12 protein-coding genes are annotated in these 21,391 nt (G+C 34.8%); 7 read left to right on the forward strand and 5 right to left on the reverse strand.

The window, feature by feature from the left end; translation table 11 throughout:
- The first annotated feature begins 27 nt into the window (after positions 1–27).
- The 3 genes from P177_RS02730 to P177_RS02740 all read left to right on the forward strand — a co-directional run bounded on the left by P177_RS02730 (position 28) and on the right by P177_RS02740 (position 2,494).
- On the forward strand, positions 28–222 hold the full coding sequence (locus tag P177_RS02730; RefSeq protein ID WP_084684606.1) for a transposase: 195 nt from the start codon (positions 28–30) through the stop codon (positions 220–222).
- Positions 223–390: 168 nt separating this feature from the next.
- Complete coding sequence (locus tag P177_RS02735) at positions 391–1,011, forward strand: DDE-type integrase/transposase/recombinase (RefSeq protein ID WP_084684608.1); 621 nt, start codon at positions 391–393, stop codon at positions 1,009–1,011.
- Between the two features lie 616 nt (positions 1,012–1,627).
- Entirely contained in the window at positions 1,628–2,494 is an 867-nt protein-coding gene (locus tag P177_RS02740) for a DUF808 domain-containing protein (RefSeq protein WP_036151593.1), read from the forward strand.
- A 21-nt stretch (positions 2,495–2,515) separates the two neighbouring features.
- Here P177_RS02740 and P177_RS02745 read toward each other — a convergent pair whose 3' ends face one another.
- From P177_RS02745 to gmd, 3 genes are all read right to left on the reverse strand, one after another.
- Positions 2,516–3,862, reverse strand: a complete 1,347-nt coding sequence (locus P177_RS02745) for an undecaprenyl-phosphate glucose phosphotransferase (protein WP_036151595.1) — start codon at positions 3,860–3,862, stop codon at positions 2,516–2,518.
- A 121-nt stretch (positions 3,863–3,983) separates the two neighbouring features.
- On the reverse strand, positions 3,984–5,075 hold the full coding sequence (locus tag P177_RS02750) for a GDP-L-fucose synthase family protein (RefSeq protein ID WP_036151598.1): 1,092 nt from the start codon (positions 5,073–5,075) through the stop codon (positions 3,984–3,986).
- A gap of 44 nt (positions 5,076–5,119) precedes the next feature.
- Positions 5,120–6,232: a GDP-mannose 4,6-dehydratase gene (gene gmd, locus P177_RS02755; protein ID WP_036151599.1), complete on the reverse strand. Its 1,113-nt coding sequence runs from the start codon at positions 6,230–6,232 to the stop codon at positions 5,120–5,122.
- 952 nt (positions 6,233–7,184) lie between these two features.
- Between gmd and P177_RS02760 the strand changes: the two genes are divergently transcribed.
- Together P177_RS02760 and P177_RS02765 are read left to right on the forward strand one after the other, a co-directional pair.
- A complete protein-coding gene (locus tag P177_RS02760) occupies positions 7,185–7,439 on the forward strand; it encodes a hypothetical protein (protein WP_157486430.1) in 255 nt (84 codons plus the stop codon).
- 421 nt (positions 7,440–7,860) lie between these two features.
- Positions 7,861–11,817 carry a non-ribosomal peptide synthetase gene (locus tag P177_RS02765; RefSeq protein ID WP_036151603.1) on the forward strand — a complete coding sequence of 1,319 codons (3,957 nt, stop codon included), beginning with the start codon at positions 7,861–7,863 and terminating at the stop codon, positions 11,815–11,817.
- A gap of 7 nt (positions 11,818–11,824) precedes the next feature.
- On the opposite strand, the gene P177_RS02770 is transcribed toward P177_RS02765, so the two are convergent.
- On the reverse strand, positions 11,825–12,256 hold the full coding sequence (locus P177_RS02770; RefSeq protein ID WP_036151605.1) for a hypothetical protein: 432 nt from the start codon (positions 12,254–12,256) through the stop codon (positions 11,825–11,827).
- Between the two features lie 228 nt (positions 12,257–12,484).
- Entirely contained in the window at positions 12,485–12,652 is a 168-nt protein-coding gene (locus P177_RS02775; RefSeq protein ID WP_157486432.1) for a hypothetical protein, read from the reverse strand.
- Between the two features lie 526 nt (positions 12,653–13,178).
- Here P177_RS02775 and P177_RS02780 point away from each other — a divergent pair.
- Positions 13,179–20,552, forward strand: coding sequence for a hybrid non-ribosomal peptide synthetase/type I polyketide synthase (locus P177_RS02780; RefSeq protein ID WP_084684610.1), 7,374 nt, complete (start codon positions 13,179–13,181; stop codon positions 20,550–20,552).
- A 40-nt stretch (positions 20,553–20,592) separates the two neighbouring features.
- Entirely contained in the window at positions 20,593–21,285 is a 693-nt protein-coding gene (locus P177_RS02785; protein WP_051941684.1) for a 4'-phosphopantetheinyl transferase family protein, read from the forward strand.
- Positions 21,286–21,391 lie beyond the last annotated feature (106 nt).

Here is a 21,391-nt window from a genome sequence, read left to right on the forward strand (position 1 = left end):
TACTAACTTTAAATTCAAACTGTCACGATGAAAAACAGCAAATTTAGCGAGAGCCAGATTATTAAATCTCTTAAGGAAAACGAACAAGCAAGATCCGTAGGTGATCTATCCAGGGAATTAGGAATTGATAAAAGCACTTTCTACTATGGGCGCAAGAAGTACGGAGGTATGGAACAACAACAGCTTAAACGTTTTAAAGGAGCTTCAAGAAGAGAACAATAAGCTTGAACAGATGTATGCCGATGTGAGTCTTTATAATAAGATGCTCAAGGATGTATTGTCAAAAAAGTTCTAAAGTCTTCCGACAAGAGAGTTCGTGTATAGTATCTTATCAAAACGTTCGCAGTTCCCATTATCCGTGCCTGTCAAGTTGTAGGACTGAGTAGGTCGATGTGGTATTACCAAAGTAAGAAAGATGATAGCGAGGTTATCGATAAGCTAACGACGTTGGCGGAATCGTACCCAACTAGAGGTTTTGACGAATATTATTACAAGATCCGTCGTGAAGGCTTAAAATGGAACAGAAAACGAGTGTTACGTGTGTACCGCGAAATGAAACTCGGTCTACGCCGTAAACATAAAAAATGTTTGGTCAAACGAATAAAACAACCTTTGGAAACACCTTCGTCACTGAATGAGTGTTGGAGTATGGATTTTATGAGCGATGCGCTTACCGATGGCAGAAAGTTGCGTGTATTCAATGTTTTGGATGATTGTAACCGTGAAGCTCTAGCAATAGATGCAGGACTTTCTTATCCAGCGAGAGCCGTAATCGAAACATTGGAGCGTTTAAAAGATGAAATAGGAGCACCTAAATACGTGAGGTGCGATAACGGTCCGGAGTTTACCTCCAAGACTTTTATGAACTGGTGCAAAAAGAACTTTATAGAAATTAAATATACACAACCGGGAAAGCCAATGCAAAACGGATATATAGAACGATTTAATCGCTTTTTTAGAGAAGATATATTGGATGTCTATCATTTATCAACTTCAAAAGATAAACGATAACTGACGTGAGGATTATAATTTTAACCATCCGCATAAATCATTAGGCAATATATCACCTAAAGAATTCATGCCCAGATTTGATGAAGAATTTAAATTCTTCATCAAATCTGACCTAAATAATAATTATTTATCGAATTTAGAGGTGTCCTAAAAAGGGGAAGCCTACAGGTTTAAATGAGACAGACCATACTGTTTTTATTAATGGTGCTGGAAATAGTGTGTTATTTTTGCCAGCTCCCGGTAGTGCTACGGACAGAATGTATATCATTAAAAAAAATCCAAATGTGACTTTGTCAATACAAGACGTGTATATAGATTCTAATAATATTTTTAGATCGAATGTGCCTAGTAATGTGCTATGGTTACAAAGCGATGAATTTAATTGGCAACAGGTGAATTAAGCTAATATAGATAATTTACTCTAGCTGATAGGGAAACTTCACTTTACCTAATGTTTTTTTCTTAAGCGTAATATTAAAAAGGCTGATTTGATTGAAGTTTAATAAATCATTTTCTAGTTTCTATGTGTACAAACTAGAAAATGGATCACCTTTTTTACCATTAGATTCCCCATAAACCATTTGGTTAATTTATTTTTGACCAAAATTAGAATTACATGGCTTCGGGATTTTTTGCAATTTTAGACGATGTAGCGGCATTATTAGATGATGTAGCGGCAATGAGTAAAATAGCCACTAAGAAGACGGCTGGTATATTAGGTGACGATTTAGCCGTAAATGCAGAGAAAGCCTCTGGGTTTGTCTCTAAAAGGGAATTACCGGTGTTATGGGCAATTTCTAAAGGCTCTTTATTGAATAAAATTATCATTCTACCTATAGCCTTTTTATTGAGTGCCTTTCTGCCCTGGGCGGTAACCGTAGTTTTAATACTTGGTGGTATATATTTGGCTTTTGAAGGGGCAGAGAAAATATATGAATTCTTTGTGCCACACGAACATGATCATGTTGCGGCCAGTATTCAGCCAATGACCAAAGAAGAAATTCTAGAATTGGAAAAGACAAAAGTAAAATCTGCCATAGTAACTGATTTTATTTTATCGATTGAAATCGTCATCATCGCTTTAGGCGCTGTAATTTCCGAGCCTTTAGTTACACAGATTATGGTGGTTTCCGTAGTCGCATTAATTGCAACTGTAGGGGTATATGGTATTGTGGCACTAATTGTACGTATGGATGAATTTGGTACTAGCCTTATTAACCTTAATGAAGAAGAAAATAGTATTTCTGACAGTATTGGTCGCTTCTTTGTAAATGCTTTACCAAAGGTAATAAAGGCCTTATCTGTTATTGGAACGCTTGCCCTGTTATTGGTTTCTGGAGGTATTTTTGTGCATAATATTGACTTTATGCATCATATATTACCTAACGTACCCAGTATTATAATTGAATTCTTAGCCGGACTAGTTGTAGGTTTTATAGCACTTTTACTTTTTGAAGGGACTAAGAAACTTTTTAAAAAGTAGATAAATTTCTAATGGGTACCGTTAATAGGCCTTGACCTCTCCTTTTATGGCATTATAGATGGTCAAAAATACTATTTTGGCATCTAAGCCCAATGACCATTTTTCCATATAGAAAATATCGTAGCGTACTCTGTTTACAATATCGGCTCTTTCTACAATTTCTCCTCTACAGCCTTGTATTTGCGCCAAACCTGTGATGCCAGGCTTTAAGAAATGACGGACTAAATACTTGTCTACAGAACCTTCGTACTGTTGAGTGTGTACCACCATATGCGGTCTTGGGCCAACAACGCTCATATCTCCCATTAAAACATTAAAAAACTGAGGTAGTTCATCAATACTGGTCTTTCTTAAGATTTTACCCAACTTGGTTACCCTAACATCATTTTTAGTAGCCATTTTGGTGTCGCTAGTATCACTTTTGGTCATTGACCTGAACTTATAACACCGGAATATTTCTCTGTTGACGCCATGGCGTTGTTGCTTAAAAAATAACGGTCCCTTAGAATCGATCTTCATTAATATATATACTAATGGCGTTAACCATGATAGAATAAAAACTATGGCAAAGCTTGAAACAAGAATATCAAAAATTCGTTTAATGAGATTTGAGTAATCTAAATCTAAAGGGGAAGCTCTTAAATTTAAGATAGGAACTTCTCCATACAACTCCAATGACATTGCCCTGGAAAACAATTCTTTATTATCTGGAATGATCTTTATTCTTTTAAGACTGTTGTCCGCTATCTTCATTACATACTGTATCTCTGCTTTAGATAACTTTGAGGCCATACAATAGACTTCTTCAATATCATTTTCAAAGATGTAATTAAAAGAGCTTTCTATATCTCCTAAACAGGTAGGATGGTTAGATTTTACATTGTCAAAATAACCCATATAACGATAACCGTACTCTGGATGATCAAAAATACGTCTTAACTTTTGAAGGTTTTTATCTTTGCCAATGACCACCACTCTTGTGCTGTTGAACCCTTTGGTTCTATATAATTTTTTAGCCCAGTAAAATATAACCCTGAACAATGTAAGAAGAACACATATCTGTAAATAAGCCAATGCTAAATAAAGAGGTGTGTAAGCGTAGATTCCGAAAAAGACGAAAGAAGTAAAATAAACTAGTCCGTAAATAATAAATAGTACAACAAAGGTTTTAAGATTGGTCATAAAACCATCTCTTCTTGCAGTAGGGTAAAAATTTAGACTATAAGTGGTAATCAGCCATGTTAAATTATAGTAGAGTATACTATAAATAGTATTATAAGTATCTGGTACATACATATAAAGTGTCAAATTTATGAACAGTATATGTACCACAAATGATACAGGAATAATGAAATTAGATTTCTTCATCTAAGCTTTTAGTAATGGTTAGTTTAATAGCTAATGATAGGTTATTACCGTTGATCGATAGTCTTACGGCTATCGATCATAGTAAATTTAAGTTTGATAGAAATCTGTAGGTAAATGACAACTATTTCTTAGAGGTGTACCAAGAATATACTTGTTCTATTCCTTGAGATAATGAAACGGTATGTTTCCATCCAAGGTCATGTAATTTTGAGGGATCTGTTAGTTTTTTTAGTGTTCCATCTGGTTTATCTGTGTTAAAATATAGTTCGCCTTTAAAACCTATTTTTTGCTGTATAAGTTCAGCTAAATCTTTTATGCTGATATCTACACCAGTGCCTATATTGATATGCGTATTACGTATTTCTTTATTGTCTTGGGCATAACAGTCCTTAAAGTCTCTTTGCTCCATTAAGAAAACGCATGCATCTGCCATGTCTTCACTCCAAAGAAATTCTCGCATAGGATTACCAGAACCCCATATTTCTAAATGAACGACATTATCTTTCAATGTAATGCCATACTTATCTAAAATTGAAAGAATTTCATTTTTAGAAGCATCGCCATTGACACCTTCAATTGGTAACGCATTTAAATCTGATGAGATCGCGTCCCAGTCATTATTTTCAAGCGCGCGACCCAAGTGCATTTTACGTATTAACGCTGGCAGGACATGTGACTTTTCTAAATCGAAATTGTCATTAGGACCGTACAAATTTGTAGGCATCACAGAAATGAAATTCGTATCATACTGTAAATTGTAACTTTCGCACATTTTAATGCCCGCAATTTTAGCGATAGCATAAGGTTCATTTGTATATTCCAAAACATCGGTCAACAAATAATCCTCTTTCATAGGTTGTGGACAATTCTTAGGATAAATGCATGTGCTACCTAGAAAGAGTAATTTTTGTACACCATGTACATAGCTTTGGTGTATGACATTATTTTGAATCATTAGATTCTCATAAATGAAATCTGCTCTATACGTATTATTCGCAACTATACCGCCAACTTTGGCAGCTGCAAGAATAACATAAGAGGGTTTTTCATTTTCAAAGAATTCAGCAACCTTGTTGGAATTTGTCAAGTCTAGCTCCTTGTGTGTTCGAAAAATTAAATTCGAATACCCTTTACTTTCAAGGTTTTTAACTATTGCACTACCAACAAGGCCTCTATGACCTGCTATATATATTTTCGCTTTTTTATCTAACATTTCAAAATTTTACCTTCAATAAAATTATAATAATTCTAGTGGAATTATTCAAAATAATTAAAAGTTACATATCCACCTTTTTTAAGGTATTGATCCTTTTGCATCAATTTTAAGTCATGTGTCATCATATCTTTTACCAACCCTTGTAAGTCATATTCAGGGATCCAGCCTAATTTGGTGTTTGCCTTTGTTGCATCACCAATTAATAGCTCAACCTCTGTTGGTCTAAAATATTTAGGATCAACGGCAAGAACTTCTTTGCCTATTTCTACTTGTATATCTGGATTAGAACATGATTTCACATACCCTTTTTCATCTACACCTTCGCCTTTAAATTCTATTTCAATTCCCATTTCTGCGAATGCCATTCTTACAAACTCACGAACAGGTGTTGTTTTACCGGTAGCAATTACCCAATCTTCTGCTTCGTCTGCTTGAAGAATCATCCACATCATACGAACATAATCTTTGGCATGACCCCAATCTCGTTGCGCATCTAAATTACCCAAGTAAATTTTGTCTTGTAGACCTAAACCAATTCTTGCAGCTGCTCTTGTAATTTTTCTAGTAACAAAAGTTTCTCCTCTAATTGGAGATTCGTGATTAAAAAGAATACCGTTACAAGCAAACATATCATAGGCTTCTCTATAGTTTACGGTAATCCAAAATGCATACATTTTAGCTACTGCATACGGGCTACGTGGGTAAAAAGGAGTAGTTTCCGATTGTGGAACCTCTTGTACTTTTCCATACAATTCTGAAGTTGATGCCTGGTAAATACGGGTCTTTTTCTCAAGACCTAACAAACGTACGGCGTCTAAAATCCTTAATGTACCTAAACCATCTGCATTACCCGTATATTCAGGTACTTCAAACGATACATGTACATGGCTCATTGCCGCTAGATTATAAATCTCATCTGGTTGTATTTCTTGTATTAATCTAATAAGATTGGTACTATCTGTCATATCACCATAATGAAGAACAAAATTTCTATGTTCTACATGTGGATCTTGGTAAAGATGATCTATTCTATCCGTGTTGAAAAGAGATGCTCTTCTTTTTAATCCATGAACTTCATATCCTTTTTTTAATAAAAATTCACTTAAATAAGCGCCGTCTTGACCTGTAACTCCAGTGATTAATGCTATTTTCATACTATTGTAAAATGGATTTATAATGTTTTATCGTTTCATTGATTATCTAAATGCTTTATTTGAAATTTAGATAATAATAGATTTAAAATTCTGTATTGATTAAATGCACCCACAAAACCAATCATTCGAAAATGAATTTCTGTTTTAACCGTAAGAATACTTGAGAAGTTTAAAGGAGTGTGGAGAATCATTTGTTTTTAAAGTTATTATAACTAGTTTTTAATAGTAAATATAAACCTTACCACTACCTAGATTATAATTATTTAAAAGTTTGTATCAATTATCATTGAAAAAAATCATTAATGATCGTACTAACTATGGTTAATGGTTGTGAGGCAAATTTAGAATATTATTTAAGTAATATCGCTCAAAAAAATTAAACCTTAGGCCAACTATTGATTTATTCGATAAACTGTGTTTGAAGTATCTATTTTACATGATAATATAAAATTAAGCTATTGAAACCTTCAAGAATGCAACATTTCTTTGTTGATAATGGATAAAGCTTTTGTGGAATTTAATGCTCTTTTTTAAATCATTTAGAAAACTATTGTTTAATTGAAATAGTTTTCACAAAATCTCATTGTAGTCTTTGTCTTACTAGCTTTGAGCATAATGGTGAATTTGAACAATTGATTAAATTCTCTGGTGTGCGTGGACATGTAAATAGCTTGTTTTGTTTTTTGTTCTGTTTAATTTGATAAGTAGCATACTTATAAGTTTGGTGTACTTGTTTTGTACGTGTATGCATCTTTTATTATTATGAAATAACTGTAAATAATGTTAAAATTTAATAAATTATACATTTTTTAAGGGAAGTTGTTGATATTTAGCTTAAGTTTATTTCATCTAATCTTAAAGTTTCTTTGCTGATTTATTAGAAAAGAAAGCTGCACTTAGATTTATAATTTTTATTGTTTTTCCCCGTTATTTTATCAATTTAAACCACCGTATGATGATATCTAACATTTTAAACGGGAAACTAATGTCTCCTTGTCAGAAGAAAAAGTTAGTTTCTCTTGAGAATTGCTACATGCACCTAAAACCGTATTTTAAGGTAAGAAAAGGTGCTAAAACTAATGAAGCCAATAAGGTATTGGCTCGTGAAATATCTAAGAATGTAAAAGTTCAAAGTACATTCAATTCTATAGAACAAAATCAAATTCTGTACGCTAAATTAATGACCGAAAGATTGTTGAAGGTTTAAGTAATTAGAATTGGTAGTATGTATAATAACTACTCAATTGATGTATAAATAAGAAAGTTCTGAGTTTAATAATAAACTCAGAACTTTTTTATGTCTTATTTTACTTGAAGTTTAAATCCCGTTAATTTATATAGGTATTTATTTTTATTTTTCCACAGAGGTAATTACTTCGTTGTCCATGAATTTTGTGGATTTATAAAACGTCTTTTTTTGTATCATTGAAACAGACAACTCTTTTTATTTACACATTAGCGAAACTAAATTCGTTTTCCGTGGAATATAAATATATTTATCCCTGTAAATAAAGAATTTCGTACCTTCAATACAGCGTTATAGCGGTATTATTTAAACTGTTGTTATACGTTTTAGATGTACGAGCCCCCATATTCTTAAATACACTAACCTATATTATTAAAGAGTCTTGGAAGTACTTACATATTTTAACCCTTTTGAAGGACCAGAATTAAAGCATATTTTGCATACTACAGATGCACAAGAAGAAATTTGGTATTCTTGTTATTTTGGTGGTGATGATGCAAATAAGGCCTATAACCTTTCATTAACAATAGCGTTTCAAGGAAAGCTTGACGTTGCGGCTTTGCAATGGTCTGTAGATATGCTAATAAATAGGCATGAATCTCTGCGATCTGTCTTTAGTCCTGATGGAAAATTCATTAATGTATTTTCTTCTATCATCGCCAATATAGATTTACAAGATTTTTCTGATTTACCGACTCTGGACAAAGAAACTGCAATAAAGAACTATACGAAACAAGATATTGGTAAGGCGTTTGACTTAACTAAAGAGCAGCTCATAAGATTTGCTATCCTTAAAACAGATGTTTACAATTTTCAGTTTATTATGACCACACATCATATTGTTTGTGATGGTTGGTCTTTAGGTATTATAATGCAGGAATTAGGTGCTTTGTATTCTGCAAGAGTTAAGAATGTACAACACAACCTGCCTGATGCCGTACCTTATACTGATTATGTTGCCCATCAAAATGAAATAAAATCAAGTGCTGAATTTGATCAAACCGAAAAATATTGGTTACATCTTTATCACAATAATATTCCTAAAACAAATCTTCCTATAGATTTTAAAGAGATTAATAAAAGAACCTATAATGGGGCAAGAATCAATCAATTATTAGATAAAAATATAGTTAAAGGGATTAAGCAAACAGGTATTAAAGGAAATACTAGTTTGGTACTAACTTTAATGGCAGCTTTTGAGCTCTTACTTTATAAGACTACACAGAAAGATAGTATTGTTCTTGGCTTACCGGTTGCAGGGCAGTCGTCTATGGGTGCAAAACATTTAATAGGTCATTGTGTAAAATTGCTGCCCATGAAAAGTGACCTTGATATCAACGACAGTTTTATAACATATTTAAAGAAGAGAAAATCTGCCAATTTTGATGCGTTTGAAAATCAAGAATTATCATTTGGTAGTTTGTTGAAGAAGCTTAACATTTCTAGAATTCCTGGCAGAGTACCACTAGTGCCCGTTGTTTTTAATGTGGATATGGATTTGGACGAAGGCGTTACTTTTGAAGGTCTTACGTATCAATATCATAGTAATGAGCGAGAACATGAAACGTTTGAGCTGTTCTTGAACGCGACTGGGTCAAAAGATAATATAGTGCTAGAATGGTCTTATAATACCGACTTATTCAAAGAAAGTACCATTTATGAAATGGGCACAACTTTCAATACTATTTTAAGTAAATTGATTGCACAACCCAATACCAAGTTGTCTGAAATACTGAGCCTAACAGATGAAAGCAGTATTGTAAAGGGTAAAGAGTTGGCATATCCCAAAACAACCCTTCATGACTTGTTATATAAACAGGCTACTACTACGCCAACTGCAATTGCTTTAGAATTTAAGAAGGAAAAAGTAACCTACGCAGCGCTACAACGTAAAGTAAATAGTACTGCTGTTTATTTGTGGGAAAAAGGCTTAAGACCAGGAGATACTGTTGCAATATCACTTGAAAGATCACCAGATTTAATTGCAACATTATTTGCTATTTTACAATGCGGTGCCAGGTATGTACCCATTGATACTGGCTACCCGGACAATCGTACGTTGTTAATGATTTCAGATGCGGAATCTACCTTCTTTATTTGTGATAAATCTAAAGAAAAGTTGGCACACGGTGTTAGCGCTATTTTTATTGAGGATATTAGAATAAAAGCTAACGAAACTAGTGATACCGTATTAAATGTGAACGTTTCTTCTGATGCAGGCGCGTACATTATATACACCTCTGGATCTACAGGAAAGCCCAAGGGGGTTCAGGTAACACATAATAATGTTGTGAACCTTCTGTATTCAATGGGGGAAGAACCTGGTATTACACCAGATGATAAAATATTTGCCACCACCACTATATCTTTTGATGCCATGGTAATGGAGATTTTCTTGCCGTTGGTTCATGGTGCCAGTGTCGTGTTGGTTGATGAGGAAACTAGAAAAGACGGACATCTTTTATTACAAAAAGCAATTGAAGATAACATCACCGTTATTTGGGGAACGCCTACTATATGGCAAATATTATTGGATTCTGGTTGGAAAAAACCGTTACACATTAAAGCACTTATTGGCGGTGAACCGGTCTCAAAACCGCTTTCTCTGAAATTACTTGAAAAATGTGATGAGGTATGGAATATTTATGGTCCTACGGAAACCACAGTTTGTTGTATACTAACAAAAATTTCTGAACAAGATGATCCAATTACCATTGGTAAGCCCGTTGCAAATACCGGTATTTATATTCTAGACGTTAATGGTAAACCTGTAAGAAAAGGGGAGATTGGTGAGATTGCAATTGGCGGTGATGGAGTAACCAATGGATATTTGGGTCAGGTAGCATTGACCAATGAACGTTTTGTAAATAATACATTCAAGACCGGGGCTAGTTCCAAGATGTATTTGTCTGGAGATATAGGTAAACTTTTACCTAATGGTCAAATTGAATGTTTAGGTCGTAAAGACGGACAAGTTAAAGTACGTGGACATAGAATTGAACTAGGCGAAATTGAACATTCTTTAAGTAAATTAAAAGGAATACAATCTGCTGCCACCAATGTTAGAAACAATGGGTTAAAGGCATACGTGGTTTATGAGGGTGATGATTGGGATAGTGATGTCATGCTTTGGAAAAATGAATTAGCGGCAGAATTACCAGTTTTTATGTTGCCTCATGATTATATTAAATTAGATGAATTGCCAGTTACCTTAAATGGAAAATTAGATAGAAAAAGTCTTCCGGAAGACACGAATTTTGTTGCGAATAAAGAGGAGGTCATTCAACCGTTTACTAAAGCGGAAAAATTAGTTTCAGATGTTTGGAAAGAATGCTTGTTTATAGATACCATTAATTTAAACGATGACTTCTTTGAACTAGGAGGGCATTCGCTGATCGCTGCTAAAGTGATGACGCGGTTAGAAGAGAAATCTGGTCAACGTTTACCATTATCATCTCTATTTGAATATTCAACCGTTAAAAGTCTGGCAAGTTTATTAAAAATAGAAGAAAACACGATTACCTGGGATTCTATGGTGCCAATTCAGCCAAAAGGATCTATAACGCCATTGTTTATAGTTCATGGTGCAGGTTTAAATATACTTTCTTTTAAAACACTTAAAGATCATATGAACCCTGATCAGCCCATTTATGGTTTTCAGGCAAAAGGTTTAGATGGTAAAGAGTCGCTATTATCCTCTGTAGAAGAAATTGCCGCCCACTATAATGAAGCTCTTCTGGCAACACAGCCAAAAGGACCATATAAGTTGGCTGGTTATTCTTCTGGAGGTATTATTGCCTTTGAAATGGCAAAACAATTAATGGCAAAAGGAGAAGAGATCTCTGCTTTAGCTCTGTTAGATACGTATGCTTATGCCCATTATGGTAAGAGTACGAGTATAGGTAAAAAGTTGGCTTACGGTAATTATTTGGCTAATAAAACCTTGCATGTTTTAAAACAATTATCAAACGTAGAGGGGTTTAAATATAGGGTAGGAGTCACTAAAACTAACTTGAAGAAGTTGTACTTAAGATTAAAGAAAGATAAAACTGCAGAAGCCAAAACAGCATATGATTGGGAATATGAAAGCAGAATTATAGCACATAATAAGGTCGTAGATAGGTATCATTTAAAACCATTGTCCATAAAGGTGGACTTATTTAGAATTGAAGATGTTATTGATTATACGCACGATAGTGTAAATCTTGGTTGGAAATCTTTTGCCAAGGATGGAATTGAGTTACATTACGTACCAGGAGATCACTTAAGTATGTTTAGTCCGCCAAATGATAAAGTCTTGGCGGAAACCTTACAAAAGGTTTTGGATATTAATAATTAAGGCTAAACTAGTTTGCTAGAGCTTTGGAAAGAACAGAGGCTTTAGCTGTTACATTACTGTAGTTGTCTGCAGCCATATACCTTAAGTAAAAATCTAAGTCCTTGTCTTTTTTAGTATTATGCCATAGGTTAAAGCCGGCGGTTTTGAATAAAACCTCATAATTATGTGAAAATGAGCGCTCATATCCGTAAGGTTGAGATGTTTTATCAGTTTCTAAATTATGATTTACTCCATTAGGTTCAATAGCTATAAAGATTGTTTTGCCCAAGGCATTTAATCCATGTAAGAATTCTTGTAGTTTAGGTTCTGTAAAGTACTCTAACACACCTCTAGAGGTTACAAAAATCATATTTTCCGTGGCATGGGAATTTGCCCATTCAAAACCATCAGAAGCTACAAATTCAAGTTTTTTATTTGCTACATAAGTATCTTTGTTCATAGATACTTGTTGTTGACTAAGGTCTATACCTACAAAGCGATCAATAGTTGGAAATTTAGTACTTAAATAGTTCAGTACTTATCCATTTCCGCAGCCAATTTCTACCATGGTGTTGAAATTGTGTTTCTCCATAGATAATTTTAACTCTAATAAATCGAATAGAAAAGTACATTCGGGTAGAAACGATTTTTCAAAAGCATCATCGTTAGCAGAAAAGTAGTTGGCACCCTACTTTTTCCAGTACGCTTCGTGAAACTCTGAAAGCTTAACATAGTCTTGTTTTTTTTCGGCTTTCTTTAAAAGAGACTTACGCATGAAAAGATTGATAAAACTAATCGACTTCTGATCAGTAATTGTCATACCGTTTGATGCAAATTCTTTTGCTTTCTTTGGCATTAAAAATATTAAAATATTACCGACAAGAATTACAATTTTACTTTTCATTTTAAGTCAAAAAAGAATTGGTATACAATATTAACCAATATGTCGAACCCATTTTATAATACGTTCCGATAAATGCATATTTTTTTTCGGTCATTGACCGAAGAAATATGTAGATGAACCTGATGTATACGCTCATATTATTTCTTCATGTTTCAGGTTCGAAGAACGTCATTTTTTTTCGATGAAATTTTGCTGTATTAAATAATACTTCATGTCAATATTAGTGTAATTATTTGATGTAAAATATTGTTATTCAGGTTTTTATAAGTTTGCATTTTTAATATAATGGCAAATACCTTATTTATTTAAAATGGAAATGTTTATGATATTCAGTAATTTTACTTCATTGTTCATGTACAATATTTGTTCAAGAATATTCATTAAAATGTGCTTGAAGAGCACGGTTGTATTGAAATTTAATATAACAGATTTGTAAATAACATTCCCCCATAAGTTTATACCTAATTATTAATTTATAATGGAAGCCAAAAAAGAAATTTTAATAAATGATTCTACGGTAGCATACTGGAAGAATATTTTGTTAGATGATATAAAATTATTGGATCTGCCAAGTAGAAAGCTTACGGTAAAAGAATGCGTGGGTCAGGGGTCGTTGCTGCGTACTCAATTTTCTGCTGATGTAACCAGTAAAATTAAAGCCTATACCGCTAGCGGTGGTCAAACATCTTTTTTAGTTACCGCATTAAGCGTTCTTTTGCAGAGGTACACCAATCAATCAGATATCGCATTTGGCTTAGCTATTGATGAAGATGTAAAAAATAATTTATCTCTTTTTAGAAATACAATAGACCCAACTGTAGACTTTAATACGCTAAGCAATCAAACAAAAAAAATACTTGCTTCAAATAAAGCAAATCCATACCCGACCGATAAATTAATCAAAGATTTTAATCTTGTAAAGGAGAACGGTGAAAATGCACTTCTGGACTTTGTGTTGTCCATTAATTATAAAGCTGCTATTTCAAATGAAAATAGTGCAACTGATGTCATTGAGTTTAAAGGTACGGTTGACTCTATTTCAAATATTCAAGTATTATTGAATGTTAGTGATGAATATATACAATTTGAAATAGTTTTTAACGAAAATGTTTTTGATAAAGATGTGATTGTACAGTTCATGCAACACTTTAAAAATGTGGTTCCACGTATAATGGAACAACCATCTGCGGCTATTGGATATATTGATGTGCTTTTAGAAAAGGAGCATTCTACCATATTGAATGATTTCAACGCACCTTATGTAGATTACCCAAGAGAAAAAACAATTGTTGATCTATTAAATGAACAAGCAGAAAAGACACCTAATAGAATAGCTGTAGTTTATGAAGATAGAAGTTTAACATATAACGAGCTTCATAGATTATCCAACCAATTTGCAACTTATTTAATAAAGAAAAAAGGAGCCGTAAAAGGGAATTTGGCTTGTTTGATTCTTGAAAGAAGCGAATGGCTTATTGTAAGTATGGTCGGTATTATGAAAGCTGGTGCTGCATATGTACCGGTTGACCCTAATTACCCTAATAAACGAAAAGAATACATAAAAGAAGATAGTAACTGTGACTTTACGGTAGACACAGCTGCAATAGAAGAATTTAATGCAACAATAGATGATTATTCTACAGGAGAAATTACAAGCGTTGATTTAAAACCAACCGATTTAATTTATATCATTTATACTTCTGGTACAACGGGTAACCCCAAAGGGGTAATGTTAGAGCATACAAACATTGTTAGTTTGTTCGTGCATGATAATCAGCTATTCGATTTTAATGAAACTGATGTGTGGACCATGTTCCATTCCTACTGTTTTGATTTCTCGGTTTGGGAAATTTACGGAGCACTTTTATTTGGTGGAAAATTGATTGTTCCTTCAAGTTTGGTAATTAAGGATCCTTATGAATTTATGTCTTTGGTTATTAAAGAGAAGGTTACCGTTTTAAGTCAAACTCCATCCTCTTTCTTAAATATCATGGGTAGCTTACCTGATGGCGAAGTCGATTTAAAATTAAGATATGTCATTTTTGGTGGCGAGTCTTTATTTCCTAAATATTTAGAGAAATGGCATGAGAGATTCCCAGCAATACAGTTTGTAAACGGATATGGTATAACGGAAACTACGGTATTTGTAACCTTTAAAATGATTGATGATGAAGACATTAGAACCAATGTTTCTAATATTGGTAATTCTATACGTACATTATCTACGTTTGTTGTAAACGCTCAAGATCAATTACAGCCTATAGGTGTTATTGGAGAGTTATGTGTTTCTGGCTATGGTCTGGCACGTGGTTATTTAAACAGACCAGAACTTAGCGAACAAAAGTTTGGCGCAAATCCTTTTTTACAAGGAGAGAAAATGTATCGTTCAGGAGATTTAGTGCGTTTGTTGTCTGATGGAAACTTTGAATTCGTTGGTAGAATTGATCATCAGGTAAAAATACGTGGTCACCGTGTAGAACTAGGGGAAATTGAATCTACCTTAAATGAAATTTCGGGCGTTAAAAGAGCGGTTGTTTTAGCCAATACCAATAAAGATGGTGAAACACGATTGGTTGCATATATGCAGGCAAATGGTGAGAAACCGTCAATAAGTGAGTTAAAATCGGGATTAGAAGAAAAGTTACCCATATTTATGGTACCTGCTTTCTTTATGTGGGTAGATGAGTTTGCTACCAATGCCAACGATAAAATTGATAAAACTAAATTACCTGAACCTTCTTATGAAAGGTCAAGCTCAGATGTGATTTTTAGAAAGCCACGGACCAAAGTAGAAAAGAATATTGCTGCTATTTGGGAGAAAGAATTAAGTATATCGGGCATTGGTTTAGATGATAACTTTTTTGAGATGGGCGGTACATCGCTTATGGCACAAAAGGTCACTAATGCCATGATGAAAACCACAGGTATTCGTATACCCGTAACCAAATTATATCAATATACAACTATAGCATCTCTATCATTATTTCTTGATGGAAATAAGAAGAATGCACCTCTGGAATTTAAGTATAAGAAAAAGGATGCCAATTCATCTAAGGATGTAGCAATTATTGCTATGTCAGGCAGATTTCCAGGAGCTAATAACATTGATGAATTTTGGGATGTTTTAAAGAACGGAAAAGAAACAATTTCATTCTTTTCCCCAGAAGAATTAGATCAGAGCATTCCTGCGGCAACACGAAAAGATCCTTTGTATGTTGCTGCAAGAGGTATTGTACCGTCAGCGAAAACATTTGATGCCCGTTTCTTTGGGCTGACTCCGAAATTTGCGGAAGCAATGGATCCTCAGCAACGTCTATTTTTAGAACTGGCTTGGGAAGTACTTGAAGAGTCTGGTCATTTACCTGAACATTATAAAGGTAGAGTAGGGGTTTATGCCGGTACGGGTACAAATACATATTACAAAAAGAATGTATTGCCTAATAGCGAAGTCGTAGAAACTATTGGTCAATTGCAGTTAGATACGGCAAACGAAAAAGATTATATTTCATCAAGAACGGCATACCAGTTAGATTTAAAAGGTCCGGCGGTAAGTGTACATTCCGCTTGCTCTACATCGTTATTGGCAATTGCCGAAGCGGTGGAAGCCATACGTAACGGACAATGTGAAATTGCTGTTGCAGGTGGGTCCAGTATTACTGCCCCAATGAACAGCGGTCACTTGTATCAAGAAGGATCTATGTTGAGTACAGATGGTCATTGTAGACCTTTTGATTCGCAAGCAAGAGGTACCGTTTTTAGTGATGGTGCGGGTGCTATTATACTGAAAGATTTAGAAGAAGCGAAGAAAGATGGCGACATTATTTACGGAGTTGTAAAAGGTGTTGGTATCAATAATGATGGTGGACATAAAGGGAGTTTTACGGCACCTAGTGCAGAGGGTCAGGCGAATGCTATAGCAGCGGCTATTAACGATGCTAATATTTCACCAGAGACCATAAGTTATATTGAAACACATGGTACGGCTACACCATTAGGTGATCCTATAGAAATAGACGGATTAAACCTTGCTTTTGGAGAACAAGAGAAGCGGAATTTCTGCGGAATCGGGTCTGTGAAAAGTAACATGGGTCATTTGACTGCAGCTGCCGGTGTAACAGGATTGATAAAAACTATTCTAGCTTTCAATTATAAAGTAATACCGCCTTCTTTAGGTTATGAAAAACCGAATCCGGAAATAGATTTTGAAAACAGTCCGTTTTATGTTAATAATACTTTGACGGATTGGAATGTTGAGGGTGTTAGAAGAGCTGGTGTAAGTTCTTTTGGCGTAGGTGGTACCAATGTGCATGTGGTGGTAGAGGAGTATGAAATAGAGCAAAAGACTTCCAAATTTCAACGTCCATTACAAATCATGCCTATTTCCGCAAAAACAACTACAAGTTTAACAGGTTTTGAAAGTGTATTAAAAGAACATATTGATAGTCAGCCAGAATTGAATTTGGCAGATGTTGCTTATACTTTAAGTACCACCAAAGCTAGTTTCAATAATCGCAGATTTATTTTAGCCGATGATGCAAAAACTGCTTCTGAGGTTTTAGTAAATACTGACTTAAAGGCTACACAATCTTCAATTGTAAAAACGGTGCCAAGTGAAATCGTATTTCTACTTCCGGGTCAAGGTTCCCAGTATTTAAATATGGGCAAAGACCTTTATGAAGGGGAAAGTACTTTTAGGGAAGCTGTAGATGTTTGTGCCGATTTATTGTTAAATACTATAAAGGTAGATATCAGGGAAATCATTTTTCAGGATGCCAATTCTGAGGAAGCGGAAAATAAGTTAAAAGATACCCGTTATACACAACCTGCTTTATTTACCATAGAATATGCGCTTTCACAATTATGGATGAGTTGGGGAATACAACCAACTGTATTATGCGGACATAGTCTTGGCGAATTTGTAGGAGCTCATTTAGCGGGAGTTTTCAGTTTAGAAGATGCCCTGAAATTAGTTTCAATGAGAGGTATATTGGTAAGCGGACTTCCAAAAGGGAGTATGCTTACCGTGAGGATTAACCAAGAATCCCTAGAAAAAATTCTTCCTAAGACATTATCTATAGCAGCTGTAAACTCAGCAAAGCTATGCGTAGTATCTGGCGAAGATGATGAGATAACGAAATTTAGTGAGCTGTTAAAAGAGCAAGGTTTACCATATCGTTTAATAGCAACAAGTCATGCCTTTCATTCTTCTATGATGAATCCTATTTTAGAGGAATTTGGTGAAGAGGTAAAGAATATCAATTTAAATTCTCCGCAATTACCAATAATATCTACCGTTACAGGTACTTGGCTTACAAATGAAGAAGCTGTTGATCCTGTGTATTGGACGAACCATTTACGAGATACCGTACGTTTTTCAGATGCTATGGATACCATAGTGAAGTTAGAAGATGTGGTATTGTTAGAAGTGGGTCCGGGTAATACGCTTACCACCTTAAGTCGTCAGAACAAAGGCGCAAAAAATATTAAATCTTTAGCTTCATTACCTATCCCTAAAAAAGAAGAGAATTCTTATCACGGGGTATTAAAAGCTTTAGGTCAATTATGGCTAACTGGTCTTACCGTAGATTGGAATGCCTTTTATAATAACCAACAAAGGCAAAAACTTAGATTACCAACCTATGTTTTTGACCGTAAACCATGCTGGATCGACCCTCTGGTTTCTTTACCTAAAGAAAGAATCCATTTGAATGCCGATCAGCCAATAACTAGAATAATAGAAAAACCAAAAAGTGCCGCACCAATGAGAAACGTGTCTATTTTAAACAAGATTTCAGAACTAATTTCAAATTCATACGGAATTGAGCTTGAAGTTGCCGACAAAGACAGTAGCTTTCTAGAATTAGGATTAGATTCTTTAATTCTAACACAAATGGCTATTACCTGTAAAAAAGAATTTAAAATTCCGATTACATTTAGACAGCTAAATGAAGACATTAATACGCCTGAGCTTCTAGCAAATTATTTAGATAAGAATTTACCGTCAGATGTAATGGCACCACAACCGGTTGTAGAAGCGGCTCCTCAGCCAGTTGCCGCTGTTAATCCTGTGCAACAAGCTGTTCCTGCTAATTATAATACATCCGCTACCAATCAAACGGCTATAGGCTTAATAGGTGAACAGCTTAACTTATTAAGTAGGCAACTTCAGTTGCTGCAAGGCAATACTCCAGCTCCAGCTCCACAACCTGTTGCTGCCCCAAAACCTGTGCAGGCAAAAGTGGTAAACGGATCGGCTAGCTTAGATTCTCGTTCAGAACAAGAAAAACTTGAACATAAAAAACCGTTTGGTGCATCACCAAGAATTGAAAAGCAGTCAACGGGATTGGATCAGGCGCAATCACAGTACCTAAAAGAACTTACAGAAAAGTACAATGCCAAAACCATTGGCAGTAAAAATTATGCTCAAGACAATAGAGCTAAAATGGCAGATCCTAGAGTAGTATCTGGGTTTAAACCATTGACTAAAGAATTAGTATATCCTGTAGTGATCGGTAAATCTTCTGGTAACCGACTATGGGATGTGGATGGTAATGAATATATAGACGCTTTAAACGGATTTGGTTCTTGCTTTTTTGGATATCAACCAGATTTCATTAAAAAAGCCATGCATGACCAAATTGAATTAGGTTATGAAGTTGGACCTCAACACCCTTTAGCGGGTGAGGTTTGTGAACTTTTATGCGAATTTACAGGTCATGATAGAGCTGCTTTGTGTAATACGGGATCAGAAGCGGTTCTTGGAGCTATGAGAATTGCACGTACGGTTACCGGGCGCTCGCTTATCGTTGCATTTACAGGTGCTTACCATGGTATTAACGATGAGGGTATTGTAAGAGGTTCCCAAAAGAAAAAAACGTTTCCGGCTGCTGCGGGTATTATGCCAGAAGCTGTACAGAATATGTTGATACTTGATTATGGTACAGAAGAAAGTTTACAAATAATAAAGGATAGAGCTCATGAAATTGCAGGGGTACTTATAGAGCCTGTTCAAAGTCGTAGACCAGAGTTTCAGCCTATTGAATTTATAAAGAATGTAAGAGAACTAACTACTAAAGAAGAGATTGCTTTTATTTTCGATGAAGTTATTACAGGTTTCAGAATGCACCCAGGTGGTGCTCAGGCATTATTTGATGTCAAGGCAGATTTAGCTACCTATGGTAAAGTTATGGGTGGCGGAGTTTCCATTGGTGCTATTGTAGGTAAAAAAGAATACATGGATGCCCTAGATGGTGGATTCTGGGAATATGGAGATGATTCGTACCCTGAAGTAGGCGTTACTTATTTTGCTGGTACTTTTGTTCGTCACCCATTAGCATTGGCTTCTTCAAAGGCAGCCTTACTTCATATGAAAGAACAAGGTCCAAGTCTGCAAGCAAATGTATCTGCTATGACAGAACGTATGGCTAAAAACTTGAATGCTGCTTTTGCAAAAGACGGACTCCCTATAGAAATTACTTATTTTGGTTCTCTATGGAGATTGAAATTCAAGAAAGACATTCCGTATTCAGAATTACTATTCGTTAGTATGCGTGAAAAAGGTATTCATATTTGGGACGGTTTCCCTTGTTTCTTGACCACTGCGTATACGAGTGATGATGTAGATTTCTTAATGAATACCTTATTGTCTTCAATAGACGAATTGGTGGCTGTAGGTATTCTTTCTAAAGAAAGTGTAAACGGTAATCATGTTGCTAGCTCGCAATCGTCTTTTGAAAAACTAAATACACCTCCGGTTCCTGGTGCTCGTTTAGGGAGGGATGAAAAAGGCCAGCCAGCTTGGTATGTTGCAGATGCTAGCCAAGAGGGTGGTTACATGAAAATTGATATTTAAAAAAATAAGTATAGTTTAAATAATAGATATGACTATTTAGATGACGCATGTACTGTATACTTATTTAACCGATGACGACAACGATTCTTTTTTTGTTAATGCAGAGCATCGATTTTCGGCTGATTTTGTAAGTAAGTACTCTAAATATAAACGTTGGCAAGATGCAAAATCGACCGTATTAGGTAGGTTGCTCTTAGCTTACGGATTAAAGAATTTGTATCAAGTAGATGTAGATGACCTCAAGATCAGTTTCTCAAAGGACAAAAAGCCCTTTTTAGAAAATTCGTCTATTCAATTCAACATTTCACACTCTAAGGATGTAATTGTTTGCGCAATTACATCTGTGGGTGAGATTGGCGTTGATGTGGAGAAAATCAATGATATCAATATTCAAGATTTTAAAGATCAATTCTCCCAGACAGAATACGAATCAATCAATGCATCGGCAAATGCACTAGAGCAGTTTTTTACGTTTTGGACCCAAAAAGAAGCCGTAGTCAAATCTAATGGGGCTGGGTTGCATATTCCTTTAAATTCTTTTGATATTGCCAATAATTTTACACTAATAGGTAATACGCCGTACCATTTAAAGGAGATTGTTCTAGATCCAGAATACAAATGCCATATGGCCACAGAGCAATTAATTTTTAATGATAACATGACCGTAACTAAAATCAGCTCTACCATATTATCGGATTTTATGTCAGTAAACAGTTTTAAGCTTTTTCTATAATAAGGGTAAACATCGCTGCAGGCCGTTAAAGTGCTCTCTGCTTAATTTTACCTGCACACTATTTAGGTTAGAATTACGGTATTTCTTTATTACGACGATTATATAA

Source organism: Maribacter forsetii DSM 18668 (assembly GCF_000744105.1).
Lineage (GTDB): Bacteria > Bacteroidota > Bacteroidia > Flavobacteriales > Flavobacteriaceae > Maribacter > Maribacter forsetii.

Bases quoted from the DNA above. Each gene is read 5' to 3' on its own strand.
- P177_RS02770 (WP_036151605.1), bottom strand. From the start codon at position 12,256: ATGAACAAAGATACTTATGTAGCAAATAAAAAACTTGAATTTGTAGCT.
- P177_RS02735 (WP_084684608.1), top strand. From the start codon at position 391: ATGTGGTATTACCAAAGTAAGAAAGATGATAGCGAGGTTATCGATAAG.
- P177_RS02775 (WP_157486432.1), bottom strand. From the start codon at position 12,652: ATGCCAAAGAAAGCAAAAGAATTTGCATCAAACGGTATGACAATTACT.
- P177_RS02750 (WP_036151598.1), bottom strand. From the start codon at position 5,075: ATGTTAGATAAAAAAGCGAAAATATATATAGCAGGTCATAGAGGCCTT.
- P177_RS02730 (WP_084684606.1), top strand. From the start codon at position 28: ATGAAAAACAGCAAATTTAGCGAGAGCCAGATTATTAAATCTCTTAAG.
- P177_RS02785 (WP_051941684.1), top strand. From the start codon at position 20,593: ATGACGCATGTACTGTATACTTATTTAACCGATGACGACAACGATTCT.
- P177_RS02780 (WP_084684610.1), top strand. From the start codon at position 13,179: ATGGAAGCCAAAAAAGAAATTTTAATAAATGATTCTACGGTAGCATAC.
- P177_RS02740 (WP_036151593.1), top strand. From the start codon at position 1,628: ATGGCTTCGGGATTTTTTGCAATTTTAGACGATGTAGCGGCATTATTA.
- gmd (WP_036151599.1), bottom strand. From the start codon at position 6,232: ATGAAAATAGCATTAATCACTGGAGTTACAGGTCAAGACGGCGCTTAT.
- P177_RS02760 (WP_157486430.1), top strand. From the start codon at position 7,185: ATGATGATATCTAACATTTTAAACGGGAAACTAATGTCTCCTTGTCAG.
- P177_RS02745 (WP_036151595.1), bottom strand. From the start codon at position 3,862: ATGAAGAAATCTAATTTCATTATTCCTGTATCATTTGTGGTACATATA.